Genomic DNA, 17,476 nt, shown 5'->3' on the forward strand with positions numbered 1-17,476 from the left:
CGCTATTCAATGCTGAGCTGATCCGCTGTGGGTAATGCAGTCATTGCCCCTTTTTCTGTTGTAGCCAGCGCGCCACAACGGTTGCCTTGGCGCACTGCCTTGGTGACTGCTTCTGGTGTCTGCCACTCAGGCAACTGGGCGAGCGCAGCAAGCAAACCGCCCATAAACGCATCACCTGCGCCTGTGGTGTCCACCACGTTTGCCGGTGTGGTCGGCACCTGCCAAACAGTATGGTTGAACGCGACGCGGGCACCTTCACTGCCCTGTGTCACCACCCACAAAGACACATTCGGTGCGCGCTCAGATAATGCGGCTAACCCTGCTTTCACAGAGTTATTTTCAGTGCGTAGGTGCTTAGTGAGTAAGACAAGCTCATCATCAGACACCTTAACCACATCCGCCAACGGCAAGGCTTGCCACACAATCTCTAACATCTGTGATTCACTTTGCCAAAGATCATCACGCAAATTAGGATCAAAGCTGACAAAGCCACCATTATCACGACATGCCTGCATCGCGCCGAGTGTAGCAGAGCGTGATGGCTCGTTCGCAAGGGCAATGGAGCAAGCATGCAACCACTGCCCTTCTTCGAACAATGGGAAGTCGTACGGCTGAACAAACTGGTCGGCACTGGGCTTAACCATAAAGGTGAAGCTTCGTTCACCATGATCATCCAACTCGACCAATACAGTTGAAGTACGTTGCGCCTCGTCGCGATGCATAAACGCAATGTCCACACCTTCATTCGCTAAGGTAGTCTGCATAAAACGACCAAGCGGATCGCCACCAACACGGCCAATAAAGCCTGTTTGTCCACCAAGTCGACTGACTGCCACGGCGACGTTAGCCGGGGCACCACCTGGACATTTCAGGTAGTGATGCTCGCCATCAGGGATCAAATCCACCACGGCATCACCGGTAACCCATACCTTGCTCATTACGCTTGCTCCTCGTTCAAGACTCGATTACGCCGCCGCAGCTTGTGCGTATTTTTTACGGGCGCCCAATACATAAGTTACGGAAAACGCTACAATAAAGGCAATCGCCATACCAATGATATAAGGCACCACACCGTCAGGGCGAATGGAGATGATCCCTGGCAAACCCGCTGCGCCCAACGCTTGTGCTTTCACTTTAAAGAAGGTGACAAAAGCCCCGGCACAGGTCGCACCTGCAAGCGCACCAATAAACGGATAACGGTATTTAAGGTTAATACCAAACATCGCAGGCTCAGTGATCCCGAGCAGTGCTGTCACCCCTGCAGGCATCGCAATCCCTTTCGCTTTGACATCCGCGGTTTTTAGCCCAAACGCTAAACAGGCTGCACCTTGCGCCACATTTGACATCGCCGCGATAGGGAAAATAAAGGTACCGCCAGTGACTGCAATATCGGCCAATAATTGGGTTTCAATCGCGATAAAGCTGTGGTGCATCCCGGTGATCACAAAAGGTGCATACACAAAGCCAAACAAAGCACCGCCAATCATCCCTGCGGATTCATAGACCCAGTTCAGACCATCGCCGAGCAAAAAGCCGAGCTCTCGTGTAAACGGGCCTACCAAGGTAAAGGTGATCAGTCCGGTAATAAAAATCGCCAGCAAGGGGGTCAGCAAGTTATCCAACACTGAGGGAATAATGCGACGTAACCCTTGCTCCACTTGTGCGAGAATATAGGTGGCAACCAGCACCGGCAGCACCGACCCTTGATAACCGACTTTTTCGATCTCAAAGCCAAAGATTTCCCACACCGGGATATCTCCAGACACTGCCGCACCACCAAAGCCCCAGCCATTAAGCAAGTCTGGGTGAACCATTAACATGCCTAACGCGGCCCCCAAAAAGGGGTTAGCACCAAACTTTTTACTCGCAGAAAACGCAAGCAGTACAGGTAAGAACACAAATGGCGCATTGGCGAACGTATTGATCATACTGGCCAGATCACCCATTTGTGGGTAGGCCTCAATCAAGGACTTGCCATCGATAATCAAACCTGGCGCGGTGAGGATGTTGAAAATCCCCATCAACAGACCACCGGCGACAATGGCTGGAATAATGGGAACAAAAATGTCTGACAGCCCTTTTACCGCACGTTGTAGCCAATTTTGTTTCTCGGCACCGGCGGCAGCGACGTCTTTCGACGACATATCTGACTGACCCGTCAATTTGCTGAACTCAGCATAAACATTATTGACAATGCCCGAGCCGAAAATGATCTGTAACTGACCACTGACTTGGAACTGCCCTTTCACACCTTCAATTGATTCAATCGCGCTTAAATCCGCGAGGCTATCATCATGAAGTGCGAGTCTTAGCCGCGTGGCACAATGTGCCGCCGCTGCGATATTTTCTTTTCCACCCAGTTTATCGAGTAGTTGTTGTGCTATTTTTTGGTAGTTCATGGCTACTTCCCCTGCACGCTCTCACTGTCTTTGCCACCGTCGCTATTTTTTCTAATGTGGCCGTCACACGTTCCACACTTTCGGGAACGATCCCGAAAATAATGAGCTGAATCCTTTAATCCATCAAGTATCAGGGATTATGGCTGTGATACCGATCAGTAAATCATGGTGCACTCCCTGCCATATATGTGATATCAATCACTAAAAAAAGGGAGTTTGGATAGGTTTGTTTGCAAAGGAGCACTAAATGCACCGATGATGATGCGCTAAGCAAAGGAGAACTCATGGCTAGCTTGAATGATGTCGCCCGTTTGGCGGGTGTTTCCAAATCAACCGTGTCACGCGTAATTAACCAAGAATATGGCGTGAAACCAGCGACCATTGAAAAAGTGAACCGCGCCATCGAGCAATGCGGCTATGTCGTTAACCAAATCGCTAAGGATTTAAAATCCAATAAAACTAACCTTATCGGTGTCATTGTCCCACGAGTGTCATCCCACGCCATGTCAGCCAGTGTCGATGGCCTGAGTCATGTGTTTGATCAAAAAGGGAAACAAGTGCTTTTGGCTAACACTCGCCAGGACGATCAGCGTATTTGTCATTATCTCGATTTATTCAACCAAAAACGCGTAGAAGGGATCCTACTGTTTGCATCGACACTCAACCCCGCCTTGGTCCAAGCAATTAAGCGCTCGAGTGCACCAGTCGTGGTGATTGGTCAAGATGGCTCTCCTTACAGCATCCCCAGCGTGATTCATGATGATTACCGGGTTGGCTTTTGCGCCGGCGAGCAACTGATTAAAGCCGGTTGTCAACGTATCGGATTCCTAGGTGTGCAAGCCGCAGACATCGCGGTTGATCAGCAGCGCTATCAAGGACTTGAGAATGCGTTGACCACACTCAGTCAAACCGAACCTTTATTCCATTATCAAGGGCAATTCTCGATTCAATCTGGCCATGTCGCGATGACCGCTATGCTCGATCAATATCCAGAGACAGACGGCGTTTTTTGCGCCACCGACCGTATTGCTATTGGTGCCATCCAAGCCCTACAAACACATGGGATCACACCGGGTCACACTGTGAAGCTGATTGGTGTGGGTGATGATGAGCTTGCACACGTAGTATCACCGAGCCTATCCACCTTTAACTATGCCTTTGATGCGGCAGGTGAAAGCGGCGCAAAAATGTTGCTTGAATTACTGGAAACGGGACAAAGCCATGTCTCTAAATTAGTGATGGGATTTAACTACGTTAGCCGTGACACCTGCCCCTAAAAAGGCGATATGTTAAGCAGAAGAGGTAAATTCCACTTGCACTCTTACCCTCTTATTCGCTATTTTTGGAACGTTCCCGAAAATAGCATTGGTACGGATAGATGGAAATAACCCCAGCAAGCTTGGTTGATGCGTGCGGTGGCGCAGATAATCTGCGCCGCGTATTGCGTCATCAAGGCAAAATAATCATTGAGCTCATTGAGCTTGAGCGCGTAAACCAAGAAGCCCTTTCAATCAATACGATTGACCATTCGCTGCGCCAAATCACACTTGCTCACCCCGTGAATCAGAACACACTGACGGCTCTGGGACGCCTTATCGATTACAACCTGCGTGAGCAAGCCGCGCCCTGCTACGCTTCAATCAGCAAGACAGACTTCCATCGTCCAACTTGGCATATCAGTCCCCCTCAAGGGCTGCTCAATGACCCCAATGGTTTTATCTATTTTCAAGGGCACTATCACCTTTTCTATCAGTGGTATCCTTTTGCCTGCGAGCACAAAGACAAATTTTGGGTGCATTTAATCAGCCCTGATGGGGTGCAATGGCGTAGCGCGCCCCTTGGTCTTACCCCCAGCGATTGGTATGACAGTCACGGGGTGTTTTCGGGTCACGCCATGGTAATAAACGACGCCTTATGGCTTTATTACACCGGCAACACCCGTATTGGCCCTGAGCGCCTACGCCAAACCACCCAGTGTGTGGCTCGGTCAACCGATGGCATTCACTTTGAAAAGCTTGGGCCAGTGATTGATGCCCCACCTGCTGGCGTCACCGAACATATTCGCGATCCCAAAGTCATTGATGATGGCGAACACTACCGGATGTTACTTGGCGCACAGCGTGAAGACAAAATAGGTCGCCTGGCGCAGTATTCCTCCATTGATGGCCTGCATTGGCGCTACGACGGATTGAGTGGCGACAGCCTCGGCGACCATGGCTATATGTGGGAATGTCCCGATCTGTTCCCATTAAACGACCAATGGCTGTGTATCCTCTGCCCACAAGGCAGCACAGCGCCAACGCCCGATCACCACGTGCCTCACCACAATGGTTACGCCAAAGCCACACTAGAAGCAGACGGCATCAAACTTGATGACTGGCAGATACTGGATCATGGGTTTGATTTTTATGCGCCACAGACAGCTCAGACCCCTGACAATAAGCGCATGCTAATAGCTTGGATGGGTCTCCCAGACGAGGTGGATCAACCCAGTCAAAGTGCGGGCTGGTTGCATCAGTTAACCTGTCCACGTGAGTTACGCTGGGAAAATGGGCAAATTTATCAGCGTCCAGCGACCGCACTGCAACGCCTCAGAGGTCCTCAGCAACTTTTAGTGATTCGCACCGGGAGCGACGCGACCACCGTGGATTTGGGCACTAAGCAATTTGAGCTCAGTACCAATCTACCCATTCCAAACAGCGGCCAATACACCCTGTATTTTCACAGTCGCAGTGGCATTGCTCCTCATGCGACATCGACGGAGCCGTCTGGTTGTGCCCTCACCATTGACGGCAACAATCGCACCCTAACGCTTGATAGAAGTACAAGCCTCGCCACGGAAGGAGACACCCGTCGCTGTATTCACTTGCCTGAGCAGTTGGAAGAGTTACCGCTACAAGTCCTCGCCGATACCAGCTCATTAGAGTTTTTTATCAGTAATGGCCAATGGACAATGACTAGTCGTTATTTCAGCGCTACCGACGCGACCTTTCTTGCTGTGACACGCGATCATCACGATGTCCCCCTACCAAAGGAGATTGATTGGTATGCGTTAAAGAAGGCGAGTGTGGGTTAAATCGATAAGAGAAAATAGAAAATGAACCCCCTAACTAAACAGGTTAGGCGACTTGGTTGAAGAGGCGCTTGTCACGATCAACGAATATGTTCCAAGTAAAAGCTGATTTAGCAATTTCAATTAATCCAACGCAATATCGACAGGGATGTTTTTTGTTGTATTGGTTACACTGTTACAACTGATTGTTCAGCTAAGCATGATATGGAAATAGAAGAAATTTATCGTCGAGATTTAAATTTGCTCGTCGCGTTGCGTATTTTAATTGAAGAGCTCAGCGTAAGCCGAGCAGCGGCGCGTTTAAACGTAAGTCAATCCGCAATGAGCCGCGTATTAGGGCGATTACGAGAGTTACTCGCAGATCCCTTGTTTACCCGCCAAGGGCAACATCTTATCCCAACAGAAAAAGCCCTATCCGTAAATCGTGCACTGGATCAACCACTCGCATCTTTTCAGCAGTTGTTATCACCACTTGATTTTAATCCTATGTGTTGCGAGCAGACGTTTACGATTGCAACAACCGATTATGCGATGCAAACCATCTTGCCATTTGCGCTTCCACGTCTCTATCAAGAAGCCCCGAATATCGCATTTGAGTTTTTGCCGCTTCAAAATGAACGACTAAAAGAGCAACTCACCTATGGCCGGGCAGATCTCGCGATATGTCGGCCTAGTCATCCCGAGGCCTTGTTACAGCATGAAACACTCGGGCGAGTAGGTGTGCTATGCCTTTTATCAAAACAGCATCCACTTGCCGATCAGCGTATGACGCTGGATGACTATCTGCAATTTCCTCATGCGATGATCGCAATCAGTGATGGTGTAAAAGCGCTAATTGAAAGCGCATTAGAGGATAAACCCGCACGAAGAATGGTACTTAGGGCGTATCATTTAGAGGCCGCCTTGGCGATTATCGACACCGTACCACTCATTATCACAGTACCGGCCGACTTAGCCTTCTTGGTGTCCGATCGTTACGATCTGGTGGTGAAATCACTCCCCTTTCATTTTACACCGTTCGATTACTCGATGATTTGGCACCCACGCTGTGAACATTCACCCGCACAGGAGTGGTTGCGAGGTATCCTCAAAGAAGAGTGTGGGAAACTGATTGCTAAACGTGTTAAAGACATTAAATTGGACGAGGTAAGGCCCTAGTGGACCTTACCTCTTTTTTAACGCGCTTGATTAAAGCTTGATGACAGTACGGCCAGATACTTGGCCATTAATGATTTTCTCGGCAAAATCAGGCGTTTCGTTTAGGGTAATTTCATTGCACGCTTGTTCAAAGTAACTCGCCGGTAATAGCGACGCGAGTTGCTCCCACGCAGCAATACGTTTTTCACGCGGGCAGCTAACGGAATCAATTCCTTGCAAGCACACATTTCGTAGAATAAATGGCATGACAGTGGTTGGCAGATCAAAGCCACCCGCTAATCCACAGGCAGCCACTGTGCCACCGTAATTCATTTGGCTGAGGACTTTCGCCAAAACCTGGCTACCCACGGTATCAATAGCGCCGGCCCAGCATTGTTTTTCTAACGGTCGAGGCGGCTCTTCCATAGAACTACGCTCAATGATTTGACTGGCACCCAGTGTTTTCAGTAACGACTCATTTTGTTCCACGCGACCTGTCACCGCTGCAACTTCGAAGCCTAATTGCGCTAATAAGGTCACAGCGACCGAGCCGACACCACCACTGGCGCCGGTCACGAGAACAGGGCCATTACCAGGCTGGACCCCCGCATCAAGCAAAGCTTGAACACAGAGCATGGCGGTTAATCCGGCGGTACCCACCATCATGGATTGTTTTGGAGTTAGCTTCTCGCAAAGGGGAACAAGCCAATCTGCCTTTAGCCTTGCTTTCTGCGCCATCCCTCCCCAGTGGTTTTCGCCAACGCCCCAACCCGTGAGTACCACAGCATCGCCCGCTTGGTAGCGAACGTCGTCAGACGCCAGTACCCGTCCAACAAGATCAACGCCCGGTACCATCGGAAAGTGCCGGATGATCTTGCCTTTACCAGTAATCGCTAAGCCGTCTTTATAATTGAGCGACGAGTAATCAACAGCAACAAGCACCTCTCCGTTAGGAAGTTGTGACTCATCGAGTTGCTCGATATGTGAAATAGTTTGCTTGTTTTCTTGCTTGAGGACGAGGGCTTCAAACATATCAGTCTCCTAGACGATACCAATGGTTAATGACTCCCAGTCTAGCGCTGACTTGCCCATGATCTAAATGAAACTTTATCATGATGTCTATGCGCTTAAGTCATAATACGTTTACTTTACGATCAGCCTAAATTTCTGTTGAAGCTTCCTCTCAATAGGCTACTATCACGACGTCACTATCTACCGATATTCATTTTCTCGTATTAATGAAGGGGAACCTATGCTGCTAGCAACACTTGCGATTATCGCTGGATTTGCGTTGTTGGTATGGAGTGCCGACAGATTTGTCGACGGCGCGGCTGCGAGTGCTCAGTACGCCAACGTGCCTCCTTTATTAATCGGCATGTTGGTGGTCGGGTTTGGCACATCCGCGCCAGAAATGGTGGTTTCGGCGATGGCCGCGATGGATGGCAACCCGGCGTTAGCGCTGGGCAATGCGATAGGCTCTAACATCGTCAATATTACCTTAATACTCGGGGTCACCACGCTGATCGCCCCGATTGCGGTGCATTCCACCATTGTCCGTAAAGAATTACCGATTCTTCTCGTCGTCACTTTGGCGGTTGGCGCCATGCTATGGAATTATGCCATTAGCTTTACCGAAGCCTTGATCTTAATCGGTGGATTTTTACTGCTGGTTGGGTGGTCCATCAAGCATGCTATGCAAACCAACGACGATCCGCTCGCGCAGGAGGTGAATGCCGAGCTAACCAATCAACCACTTTCTCGAAAACAGGCGTTGACATGGCTGGTGATTGGCCTAGTGCTGCTGATTATTAGCTCGCGGATTTTGGTATGGGGCGCGGTTGAAATCGCGCAACAACTTGGCGTGAGTGATTTGATTGTTGGCCTAACCATCGTCGCCCTCGGCACTTCCCTCCCTGAATTGGCAGCGTCTATCATCGCCGCCCGCAAAGGCGAACACGATATCGCCGTGGGCAATGTGGTCGGCTCGAACATGTTCAATGCGCTGGCCGTGATTGGTATCGCCGGCCTTATCGAGCCCATCAACGAGATTGGTAGAGAAGTCTTCTGGCGAGATTGGATGGTGATGCTGGCTGTGACCGTATTGCTGATTTTGGTCTCTGTTCGCTTTGGCAAGACACGCGAAATTAACCGCGCGGAAGGGGTATTACTGCTCGCCTGCTATGTGGGTTACACCAGCATGCTGGTTTATGCGACGTGGTAGGAAATAGATGAGGTTTCGCAAACGTTTAACACACCGAGCTTGATATAGCTCCTACCGAAACGAAAGTCAGTCCAATAAGTAAAACAATTTATTCGATACTACTCCAATAAATTGATCTACCTTCCCATCCGGTTCAAATTAGGCCGAGCATTTGTATCGAACTTTGCTAGCATTAGGCACTAAAAAACAGGCACAATAACCTTTATGGGGGTTAGCGCGCACGCAATACATCTGTTATGTCGCTCGTTTGTGATAACGCTCAGTTGGCTCAGAGAAAAACTCAATGAATTACTTCACATCTAAACAGTCTTATCGTTGTCCATTTTTCAAAAGTCCAGAAACATGTAACTGTGCATCCTGTGTTAACCATAGATTGATGCAGGAAAGCAAGGAAGCAATCAAACGTGCAGAAGCAAAGAACTTTGCAGGCGGTGGATCGATACCAAGTGTCAGCACAGTGCCGGAACCAACACCGATTCAAGAAACCACACAGCAAAAAGTAGCACGTCAACGTAAAAATCGAATTGAGGAAACCGAAAAAGGCTGGGAGAAGATACAGGCAGCAATGTTTGACTTAGCTTGGATGCAGTCGCCCAAAACTCAATCTCAAAGTGCGCTATGGAAAGCGCTATTTACCGACGACACATCTAAGGAAAAACAACAACTTATAAAGAAAGCGAACACTCACCTCAACGAGCCTGTTAGAGAAGGAGAAATCGTTGTTATTCCAACCGCAGAGCCAAGGAATACCAAAGAGAAAGAGGCTCTAAGCACGCTCCAAGAAGAGGCGGCAATAGGTAGCCTAGAGCTGGGAAAACTGAGCGATGATTCTCTTTCATTGGTTAATCGTCATTTGGAGCTACTTGACTATTTTGCTGACGACGCCTTGTGTACCATCGATGAAAGCGAGTCCGGTAAGTATTATGATTATGCCTCTATCGGAGTGGGTATTGCCGCCGGATTTGTTCAAAAACATCTCGAGAACATTCAAGGCATCTTGTCAGAGCTCAATGAGCTCTATGTCGACGATTTGGCCAAGAACGGTAAACCCAGTGCCACGTTTTTTGCTCAACGCGCAAGCTTGTTCAAAAAGCTTGATGACTCATTCGCGCGTTTGTCCAAGCGCAGCGTAAAACTCCCCTTATATACCCAAGTTAGGCGTAACCTAAAGCTTTCAACTAAATCCGTCATTCATCACGCTGACGAAATTATTAGCAAAGGCTATGTTAGTAATCTCGGAAAGCGCATCGCGAATATCTCTATTGGGGTAGATGCATCACGCGCTGGTGGTTACGTTGGATTAATGCTAGGTGGTGCAAGTGTCGCAGATAGCATTTATGAAGCCTGTAATGTTGATAGTTATGGTGAATGTGGGAGAACGACTACACGTAAAACTGTAGGATTTATAAGTTCAATCCCCGCAGGCACAGTTGGTGGTCAACTTGCTGCAGCCGGAACAGTATTACTATTGGGAGCCGTGGGGATCGCTTCGGCACCAGTAATTGCAGTCGCCGCGCCAGCAGCTTTTATAGTAGGCGGCTTTACTGGCGGCCACTATGGTGGCCAAGCTGGTGAGTTCGCTGGCGATAAGCTCTACCAAGTCTACGAGTACATTATGGAGTAATTACATGCATGCACCTGATTTTTTGGATCTTTTAATAATGGGCTCAATACTTATTTTTGGAGGATACGCCTTTTTGTGGGCTGTACCAGCCGTCTTTATACTCGCAATCTTGGCGCTTAATGACATCAAACGCATTGAATTTATAGACCAACAACTTGCTAAAGATGTAAAACAACTTCACAGCAGGCTTGATTATCAATTATCTTATAAGATCGTGAACCGCTTTACTCTTTACTGCGTTTCCTATCCGCTTATTCGATATCGCCAAACGTCCCATTCCTGGAAGTTCAAATCCTTTATGTGGTTAAACTTTTTAGGGTTTTGGAGCTTAATTTTAGCGATTATATTTTCTTACCTATCCGAATATTTAAATATACCAATCTAATCTTCGTATCTATTTCACACATAGTTACACAACGGTGCGCTTTTGCGCTTTACATCAATCGCGACTAGATGAACACTGCGTGGCACAGTACAATGGCAGCTCATGTCGCGTAGAGTCAGTAAAATACTATGAGTAACACGACGGCGAAGAAGCCGAGTCCCCTGTTTGAAATCCTGTTCAACGTTTTTATCCCCTCGATCATCTTGATGAAGTTGAGCGGGGATGAATACCTAGGCACAGCCATGGCATTGGTCGTCGCTTTGGCGTTTCCTCTCATATACGGCGGGATGGATCTGGTCCGCAACCAGAAATTCAATTTTATCGCTGCACTTGGCTTTATCAGCGTGTTACTGACAGGCGGGATTGGCTTGTTGGAGCTAGATACGCGTTGGTTAGCCTTGAAAGAGGCGCTGATCCCGGGCCTCATCGGTTTAACCGTACTGGGCTCAACCTTTACCCGCTACCCACTGATGCAAAAGTTAATATTGAATGACACCGTGCTCAACCTCTCGTTGATTAATCAGCGTTTAAAAGAGAATGGTCAATCCTCAGCCTTTGAACGTTGTCTGATGCGGTCTAACTATCTATTCGCCAGCACCTTTGCGTTTTCATCAGCGATGAATTACTTCCTGGCGACTTGGATCGTGACCAGCCCTGCGGGCACGCCCTCCTTTAATGAAGAGCTGGGTAAGATGACGCTATACAGTTATCCGATGATTGCTATCCCTAGCATGTTGATGATGTTCGGTATTTTCTATTACATTTGGCGTCAGGTACGCGCGATGACATCGCTAGAAACAGAGCAAATCTTCCACCTCAAATAACAACCCTGACACGCCTTACTTTGCCCCCGGCGCTGAGCGTTTCGGCTTTGTTTGAAACTGCTTAATGCTCTTTTTCGCATTCGTGCGTCGGTTGGCTTTCTTGTCGCGAGGAGCGCGTTTGCTTTCCCCTATCGATGGTTTGTCTGTCACCGGAAAACCGTCCAGCTCTTGCACCGGCAATGCTCTTTGCGTGAGTTGACGAATGGCGTTCAGTGCGTCCATTTCACCATGACACACCAAAGACATAGCCACACCTTGTTCACCAGCACGAGCAGTGCGCCCCACGCGGTGAATATAGGTCTCGGCGTGCATGGGCAATTCAACATTAATCACCACCGGTAAGTGTTCAATGTGAATGCCACGCGCTAATAGATCGGTGGCGATCAACACGTTGATTTGGCCAGATTTGAATTGCGCCAGGGCTTGCTCTCGCTCGGTTTGAACTTTATTGCCATGCAGTGCACTGGCCGAGATGCCCGCTTTGTTGAGCTTTTTCGCCAAGCCATCGGCATTTTCTTTCGCTCCCACAAACACCAACACCTGCGGCCAAGCATGCTGCTTGATGCATTCAATCAAGGCTTTCGCTTTGCTGCCTTTGTTGACCAAGTAAAGTGTTTCTGTGACCTCTTGGTGGGTGCTGTTTTCTTGATGCGCGGCGAGCTGTTTTGGCGCAATCATTAGCTGGTTGGCTTTTTGCTTGAGCGCATCGGAAAACGTCGCTGAAAACATCGCGGTTTGGCGTTTACGTGCAGTTTGCATCACAATATTTTGCACATCCGGCCAAAACCCCATATCGAGCAAACGATCCGCTTCATCCAAAATAAGATAATGTACCGTGCTCAAGTCCAAGCCGTTGTTGGCTAAATCTACCAAGCGCCCTGTCGTCGCCACAAGAATGTTGGGATTGTCCGCCAGTGCTTGTTGTTGCGCCGCTTTATCAACACCGCCACACAAGCAAATGGCACTGAGATCTAAGGCGCTACCCACTTGGTTGATCGCGTCACTGACCTGCATCGCCAGCTCACGCGTTGGCACTAAAATCAGCGCTTGATGCTGAGGGTTTGCGTTTAACGCTTCCAGCAAAGGCAAACCGTACGCAAGCGTTTTTCCGTTGCCGGTATTTGCCAATGCCAAGACATCGTTACCCGCTAACAGCTCTGGGATCGCCAACGCTTGAATGGCCGTTGGTTGTTTAAACGTGTTGGGCAGCGCGTGAAGCAATTCAGAACACAATGAGAGAGTAGAAAACGGCATGAACGAGACCTTTATTTAGCGGCAGCCAACATCACAAAGATGCGTGGAGACAGGGCGCGGACTTTACCACACTCTGCTCGATAACCCCGCCTATTTTAGACGCTCACACCGTACGTGTTACTTCCATCCTTGACGCCACTTCTCATCATTTTTGAGCTCACGCCAGTCCCGTAGTAAATGATTTTATCGGACTGATAAGTATTATTTCGCGCGTCGACTTATCAGCCCTTAGTCAGCGGGCATGTATTGGGGATGGCTGCTGTTATTGACTGATTTTTGTCAGACGCTCAGACCGTTCTAGCGAATCAGCACTCATTACTTTAAGTTCAGACGCACCTTCAGCATTCTTCTCAGATAACATTCTGATTCGATCCGCGAGTTGGCTGATCTCTTCTGTTACGTGCGCTTGCTGCCCAGATGCCGCAGCAATGCTTACCGTGCGCTCTTTGATATTATCAAACGCTGTGACAATTTCTTCAAAGTGCTCACGTACCACACCCGCTCGCTCAACCGAAGATTGAGACAACTGATAACTTGATTCAATCACCTCCACACCTTGGCTAGCCGCCGAATGGAGCTGCTGAATAATGCCATCAATTTCGGCTGCCGATTCCTGCGTTTTGGCGGCTAATGAGCGCACTTCATCGGCAACGACTGCAAACCCGCGTCCTTGCTCTCCTGCTCTCGCTGCTTCGATTGCCGCATTCAATGCCAGTAGATTGGTTTGCTCTGAGATCTTTTTGATGACCTCAAGCACTGTGCCAACTTGTTGTGAGTCGGAGGCCAGTTTATCAATTACAGAGGAGGCTTCTTTCAGTGTGGTGGCAAGTTTTGCAATAGCATCACTATTCTCATCCACGGCTAGCTGTCCTTTTGCAACCAATTTCGACGCATCCTCGGCAGTGTCTGCGGCAGTCGCGGTATTGCTGGACACATCAGTGGCACTCGCTGACATTTGGTTGATCGATGCCGCCAATGTAATATTTTCATTCATTTGCGCAGACGCTTGATCACTCAAATCTTGGCTCAGCGCCTGTAAGCTGTTTGCGCTGGTTTTGACGCCAACGGCTTCTTTCGCGACATCTTCGAGGATTTTTTCAAGATGAGAGCCATATTCGTTGACTGAACGCCGTAACTCACCCATTTCATCAGCGCGAACAATCTCAAGCTTACTCCCTTTGTCGCCTTTAGATAGGCTGTCAACTTGCTGAGTCGTTTCTTTAATACTGCGAACTAGCCTCTGGCCGAGTAGGACCACGACTAGCGCAAAGACAGTCACCAACGGTAACAATATTATATATAAGCCCGAGCTTACTCGATTTAATGCGGCTAAAGCTTTTGGTTCAGGCAATAACATGCCCACTGTCCAGCCCTGTTCCGACAAAGGAACTTGTACGAGGAGCGAGCGGCTCTCGCCAACCACCCCTTCAGGCAGATAAACCGGCTCGCCGACATCTAGTGCTGATACAAGCGGGGATAGAAGCGGATATTGTCTACTTGCGTCGCTCAGGCTTTGCATACTAAGGCTTGAAGAACGCACACCTGGAAACGACAGAATGCGATCGGTTTGATCGAGCACAAACGCATAGCCTCCAGTTGTCTCGTTTTGGCTAATCAATAAGTCTGACAGGCCGGAGAGCATCAAATCGACTGTCGCAACACCCCAAAACTGTCCATCTCGACGAATTGCCACGGTACAGGTGACCATTGGAGTGCCAGAAATAGCATCTTCATAGGCAGCAGACCAGGCGCATTGCCCAGCTGGTAGGCCACGCCCGGCTTGATACCAGCTTTCGTTATGGTAACCACTGCCAGCAGGATCATTGTAATCATCTAATAGATCAAGCGAGCCTTGCTCATTACGCGCCCAAAATAAAGAATCACGCGTTTTTCCCGGCGTGAGCTTATCGGGTTCAGGCCAAACACCACCGCCCGCAATCGCGACGTTACCGTAATGATCGACCACAGGCTCGAGGCGTTCAATAAACTGTGCGCGATCTAACGGCAATGTTTCCGATAGCGCCGCGAGTGTGTCGGTCAAAACCGCCCCTTCATTCAGTACTGTTGCAATACGTCCTTCAATATTGGTGACGGTCTGTCGAGCGCCAGCCACAACCTGTTCTTGCAACACGGGCTTCGCTACCCACTCCATAACCAGATAAATGGTAAGAAATGACCCCAACAAAAGGGCAAGCGCCATGGCTTTAATCTTACGGCTGATTGTCATGGCAAAGTCCTCTACACTGCTATTTGCTTTAAGCGTAGCAGCAGGTAACTCAATTACCATGAAGGTGGATCTTTTCTAACAAAAAACACAAAACGCCCGATGGTGAATGTGATTTACATGGCTGATATTTACGATATCCAGTTCTTTAACGGCCATGTTATCCACCGGCTTCAACTCCCCCAACAACGTCATCAAGGCCATTTACACGAATACGGTCGAGGCTGCTTACCGCCAGTTCCAAATCCTGACATTGCGCTCGGTTCATGGGCGACCTTATCTCCATCCTTGACGCCACTTCTCATCATTTTTGAGCTCTCGCCAGTCAATCGAATATTCTTTTTTCGATAGCACTGACTCGAGCACGCATAACACCACCACACCGTCTTCATCATACTCAACGTCAGAGACCAAAAAGTGCTTCTCGCGATGGATGGGTTTTACCGCCGTCCACTTGCTATTACGTAACTTGGCTGGATTGATTTGATTCACGCTCACCCCGTTAGATATTGATTCGGTTAAAAATAACGATACCCAGTACGAACGTGGTTCGGTTTGGTTCAGTGGTTGGGGTTGGTGCGGCCTCTCATGGGTACAACTTTGATAACTCGTTCCCACGCTCCTGCGTGGGAATGTATATAGATTTTGAATCATAGGCAGGATTCGCCACAAGATCACCAAACTGCACCAGATTTATGTTCTAACGATAACGGACAGCGTCAATATCTTTAGCGAACAAGCCGGTTCAATACTCTAGGCAGCTTAATGTTACACTGGCCGTGGTGCTGATTGTGTTGGAATGATAGCTAGAGCTAGATAGGCATTCCCACGCGGGAGCGTGGGAACGAGAAAATAAAGCGAACCCGCGCATTGCCATTGATAGCTACACCTTGCGCCGCTCCATCAAAACACGACGCCGCAACAGCCAAGAAAGCCAAGAAAGCCAAAACGGCGTGAATGTGAAGAAGAGCTTGCGCTACCTGAATGACCAGGTAGGGTGGTAGATCTAGCGATTATCGATTTGCCTTTTTATCTCTGATGCAAGCGCGTTCGCAAATGCGGAGTCAGTAACGTTGACCATGCCTTGACCCTTAGTTGAGGCATCAATTCTCATTGCAATTTCACTGGCGTCTACATTCCACACGTCAACATAATAACGCTCGACACGAGAAAAGGCCGTCATTGAGACTGACGTAGCGCTAGCGTTGAAGGTGTTCGCAGTACTTGATCCTGATAAAAAGGCGAGTGAGCCAGCATCTCTTTCTTTGTAGCTAGCCCTTGTTGCGCCCACTCTTATCACGGAATCGATATTTTCTCTCGCGAGAACACCCACCACCTCTTCAGACTGGTAGCGCCTGGTTGGTGGGAAAAGTTGATTTTTAAGGACGCACTGCCGAATCGAGTCATCATCGCAAAAGCTATCAATAAATGCCTCTTCGAAATCAAAGCTAAACCCATTCATGTTTATCATGACGTTTTTCAACGGTGGCATTTCAGTGTCGGGGCTCTTATAGGCTCTACTCTTGGACCCTGCACACCCAGCTAAAAATAGGCAGGCTAATGCTGCCACTATCACTTTTCCTTTCACAGTCACTCCTTAATGCGGTTTAACTTTTCTATGATCGCGCTATCCGGCAGATCATTAAGCGCTGACAAAGCGACTCGAATCACTTACGAACGGCTGGCAGACGGCGCAACAAGTACGCGCAAACGCTCAATGATTTCATCGTCATTGTCATAGAGCATAAATTGCTTGCGGCTAGCGACCTGACGCGGCACATCACTGAATTGACTTGCGGACAAAGGCGAACTAGATAATGCCGAGGCAATGCGCTTTTCATCGTTGTGCATGGCTTACCTCCAATTTGTCGAGTAAGTGGTCGGCCAACAAAACAAAGTCGCTTTGTGCCTTCACTGCGCTATCGTCATCAATCTCGAAAATAGTCAGTCCTTTGACCAGGCCAGAGTAGGGCTTATCCCGATTAACAAGGCGCGCTGGCGCGACCTCAAAGAAATCGGCTATCGCTTGTTGTGCGCTGTCTGCATAATGCGACATGGATGGTAACACCGGCACCTTATTCAAGTAACTGATAACACTCAGCGATTTGTTAAAATCTTGAACAAAATCGAGCGCGCCAATATAACTCGTTCCCACGCTCCTGCGTGGGAACGAGAAAAACAAACAAGCGGCATTACTCATGGGTGTTGCTCTCGTGACAAAAGAAAGTGGGCGATATAAATGCAAACGGGTGATCCAAGGTGGACGTACTCAAGTTCGTACCGTGTTGTATATGGCGATGATGTCTGCGATGCAATGTAATCCTGTTTTTAAAGC

Annotated in this window: 16 protein-coding genes and 1 pseudogene; 8 read left to right on the top strand and 9 right to left on the bottom strand. The window is 48.8% G+C overall.

What is annotated here, in order from left to right; all coding sequences use genetic code 11:
• Nucleotides 1–2 precede the first annotated feature (2 nt).
• Together HLG76_RS06265 and HLG76_RS06270 are read right to left on the bottom strand one after the other, a co-directional pair.
• Nucleotides 3–938, bottom strand: a complete 936-nt coding sequence (locus HLG76_RS06265) for an aminoimidazole riboside kinase (protein WP_175993296.1) — start codon at nucleotides 936–938, stop codon at nucleotides 3–5.
• 27 nt (nucleotides 939–965) lie between these two features.
• Nucleotides 966–2,399 carry a sucrose-specific PTS transporter subunit IIBC gene (locus HLG76_RS06270; RefSeq protein WP_175993297.1) on the bottom strand — a complete coding sequence of 478 codons (1,434 nt, stop codon included), beginning with the start codon at nucleotides 2,397–2,399 and terminating at the stop codon, nucleotides 966–968.
• Nucleotides 2,400–2,683: 284 nt separating this feature from the next.
• On the opposite strand from HLG76_RS06270, the gene HLG76_RS06275 reads away from it, so the two are divergent.
• The 3 genes from HLG76_RS06275 (at nucleotide 2,684) to HLG76_RS06285 (ending at nucleotide 6,630) form a co-directional block, all read left to right on the top strand.
• A complete protein-coding gene (locus HLG76_RS06275) occupies nucleotides 2,684–3,676 on the top strand; it encodes a LacI family DNA-binding transcriptional regulator (protein ID WP_077460941.1) in 993 nt (330 codons plus the stop codon).
• A gap of 101 nt (nucleotides 3,677–3,777) precedes the next feature.
• A complete protein-coding gene (locus HLG76_RS06280; RefSeq protein WP_217706500.1) occupies nucleotides 3,778–5,475 on the top strand; it encodes a glycoside hydrolase family 32 protein in 1,698 nt (565 codons plus the stop codon).
• Between the two features lie 201 nt (nucleotides 5,476–5,676).
• On the top strand, nucleotides 5,677–6,630 hold the full coding sequence (locus HLG76_RS06285; protein ID WP_077679469.1) for a LysR family transcriptional regulator: 954 nt from the start codon (nucleotides 5,677–5,679) through the stop codon (nucleotides 6,628–6,630).
• 30 nt (nucleotides 6,631–6,660) lie between these two features.
• On the opposite strand, the gene HLG76_RS06290 is transcribed toward HLG76_RS06285, so the two are convergent.
• Nucleotides 6,661–7,641, bottom strand: a complete 981-nt coding sequence (locus tag HLG76_RS06290; protein ID WP_175993298.1) for an MDR family oxidoreductase — start codon at nucleotides 7,639–7,641, stop codon at nucleotides 6,661–6,663.
• Between the two features lie 220 nt (nucleotides 7,642–7,861).
• On the opposite strand from HLG76_RS06290, the gene HLG76_RS06295 reads away from it, so the two are divergent.
• The 4 genes from HLG76_RS06295 (at nucleotide 7,862) to HLG76_RS06310 (ending at nucleotide 11,663) form a co-directional block, all read left to right on the top strand.
• Entirely contained in the window at nucleotides 7,862–8,830 is a 969-nt protein-coding gene (locus HLG76_RS06295; RefSeq protein WP_175993299.1) for a calcium/sodium antiporter, read from the top strand.
• 376 nt (nucleotides 8,831–9,206) lie between these two features.
• Nucleotides 9,207–10,454: a hypothetical protein gene (locus tag HLG76_RS06300; protein ID WP_175993300.1), complete on the top strand. Its 1,248-nt coding sequence runs from the start codon at nucleotides 9,207–9,209 to the stop codon at nucleotides 10,452–10,454.
• Between the two features lie 4 nt (nucleotides 10,455–10,458).
• Nucleotides 10,459–10,839: a hypothetical protein gene (locus HLG76_RS06305; RefSeq protein ID WP_175993301.1), complete on the top strand. Its 381-nt coding sequence runs from the start codon at nucleotides 10,459–10,461 to the stop codon at nucleotides 10,837–10,839.
• Between the two features lie 128 nt (nucleotides 10,840–10,967).
• Complete coding sequence (locus HLG76_RS06310) at nucleotides 10,968–11,663, top strand: VC0807 family protein (RefSeq protein WP_175993302.1); 696 nt, start codon at nucleotides 10,968–10,970, stop codon at nucleotides 11,661–11,663.
• A 15-nt stretch (nucleotides 11,664–11,678) separates the two neighbouring features.
• On the opposite strand, the gene HLG76_RS06315 is transcribed toward HLG76_RS06310, so the two are convergent.
• From HLG76_RS06315 to HLG76_RS06340, 6 genes are all read right to left on the bottom strand, one after another.
• Nucleotides 11,679–12,917, bottom strand: a complete 1,239-nt coding sequence (locus tag HLG76_RS06315) for a DEAD/DEAH box helicase (RefSeq protein ID WP_175993303.1) — start codon at nucleotides 12,915–12,917, stop codon at nucleotides 11,679–11,681.
• A gap of 262 nt (nucleotides 12,918–13,179) precedes the next feature.
• The gene (locus tag HLG76_RS06320) at nucleotides 13,180–15,204 is read right to left on the bottom strand and encodes a methyl-accepting chemotaxis protein (RefSeq protein WP_175993304.1); all 2,025 of its coding nucleotides are present in this window, start codon (nucleotides 15,202–15,204) and stop codon (nucleotides 13,180–13,182) included.
• A 213-nt stretch (nucleotides 15,205–15,417) separates the two neighbouring features.
• Nucleotides 15,418–15,633 (bottom strand): TIGR02450 family Trp-rich protein, encoded by a 216-nt coding sequence (locus tag HLG76_RS14980; protein WP_175993305.1) that lies wholly within the window; start codon nucleotides 15,631–15,633, stop codon nucleotides 15,418–15,420.
• A 514-nt stretch (nucleotides 15,634–16,147) separates the two neighbouring features.
• Nucleotides 16,148–16,729 carry a hypothetical protein gene (locus HLG76_RS06330; RefSeq protein ID WP_175993306.1) on the bottom strand — a complete coding sequence of 194 codons (582 nt, stop codon included), beginning with the start codon at nucleotides 16,727–16,729 and terminating at the stop codon, nucleotides 16,148–16,150.
• An 83-nt stretch (nucleotides 16,730–16,812) separates the two neighbouring features.
• Nucleotides 16,813–16,992: a hypothetical protein gene (locus HLG76_RS06335; RefSeq protein WP_175993307.1), complete on the bottom strand. Its 180-nt coding sequence runs from the start codon at nucleotides 16,990–16,992 to the stop codon at nucleotides 16,813–16,815.
• Nucleotides 16,979–17,296 carry a hypothetical protein gene (locus HLG76_RS06340; protein ID WP_175993308.1) on the bottom strand — a complete coding sequence of 106 codons (318 nt, stop codon included), beginning with the start codon at nucleotides 17,294–17,296 and terminating at the stop codon, nucleotides 16,979–16,981. Before HLG76_RS06340 ends, HLG76_RS06335 begins: the two co-directional genes overlap by 14 nt.
• Nucleotides 17,297–17,318: 22 nt before the next feature.
• Here HLG76_RS06340 and HLG76_RS06345 point away from each other — a divergent pair.
• Nucleotides 17,319–17,476, top strand: a pseudogene (locus HLG76_RS06345) (transposase); the annotation flags it as partial.

The organism is Salinivibrio sp. EAGSL (genome assembly GCF_013366455.1).
Lineage (GTDB): Bacteria > Pseudomonadota > Gammaproteobacteria > Enterobacterales > Vibrionaceae > Salinivibrio > Salinivibrio costicola.

Excerpts from the sequence above, each read along its gene's own strand:
- HLG76_RS06265 (WP_175993296.1), bottom strand. The coding sequence starts at position 938 with ATGAGCAAGGTATGGGTTACCGGTGATGCCGTGGTGGATTTGATCCCT.
- HLG76_RS06270 (WP_175993297.1), bottom strand. The coding sequence starts at position 2,399 with ATGAACTACCAAAAAATAGCACAACAACTACTCGATAAACTGGGTGGA.
- HLG76_RS06275 (WP_077460941.1), top strand. The coding sequence starts at position 2,684 with ATGGCTAGCTTGAATGATGTCGCCCGTTTGGCGGGTGTTTCCAAATCA.
- HLG76_RS06280 (WP_217706500.1), top strand. The coding sequence starts at position 3,778 with ATGGAAATAACCCCAGCAAGCTTGGTTGATGCGTGCGGTGGCGCAGAT.
- HLG76_RS06285 (WP_077679469.1), top strand. The coding sequence starts at position 5,677 with ATGGAAATAGAAGAAATTTATCGTCGAGATTTAAATTTGCTCGTCGCG.
- HLG76_RS06290 (WP_175993298.1), bottom strand. The coding sequence starts at position 7,641 with ATGTTTGAAGCCCTCGTCCTCAAGCAAGAAAACAAGCAAACTATTTCA.
- HLG76_RS06295 (WP_175993299.1), top strand. The coding sequence starts at position 7,862 with ATGCTGCTAGCAACACTTGCGATTATCGCTGGATTTGCGTTGTTGGTA.
- HLG76_RS06300 (WP_175993300.1), top strand. The coding sequence starts at position 9,207 with ATGCAGGAAAGCAAGGAAGCAATCAAACGTGCAGAAGCAAAGAACTTT.
- HLG76_RS06305 (WP_175993301.1), top strand. The coding sequence starts at position 10,459 with ATGCATGCACCTGATTTTTTGGATCTTTTAATAATGGGCTCAATACTT.
- HLG76_RS06310 (WP_175993302.1), top strand. The coding sequence starts at position 10,968 with ATGAGTAACACGACGGCGAAGAAGCCGAGTCCCCTGTTTGAAATCCTG.
- HLG76_RS06315 (WP_175993303.1), bottom strand. The coding sequence starts at position 12,917 with ATGCCGTTTTCTACTCTCTCATTGTGTTCTGAATTGCTTCACGCGCTG.
- HLG76_RS06320 (WP_175993304.1), bottom strand. The coding sequence starts at position 15,204 with ATGGTAATTGAGTTACCTGCTGCTACGCTTAAAGCAAATAGCAGTGTA.
- HLG76_RS06335 (WP_175993307.1), bottom strand. The coding sequence starts at position 16,992 with ATGCACAACGATGAAAAGCGCATTGCCTCGGCATTATCTAGTTCGCCT.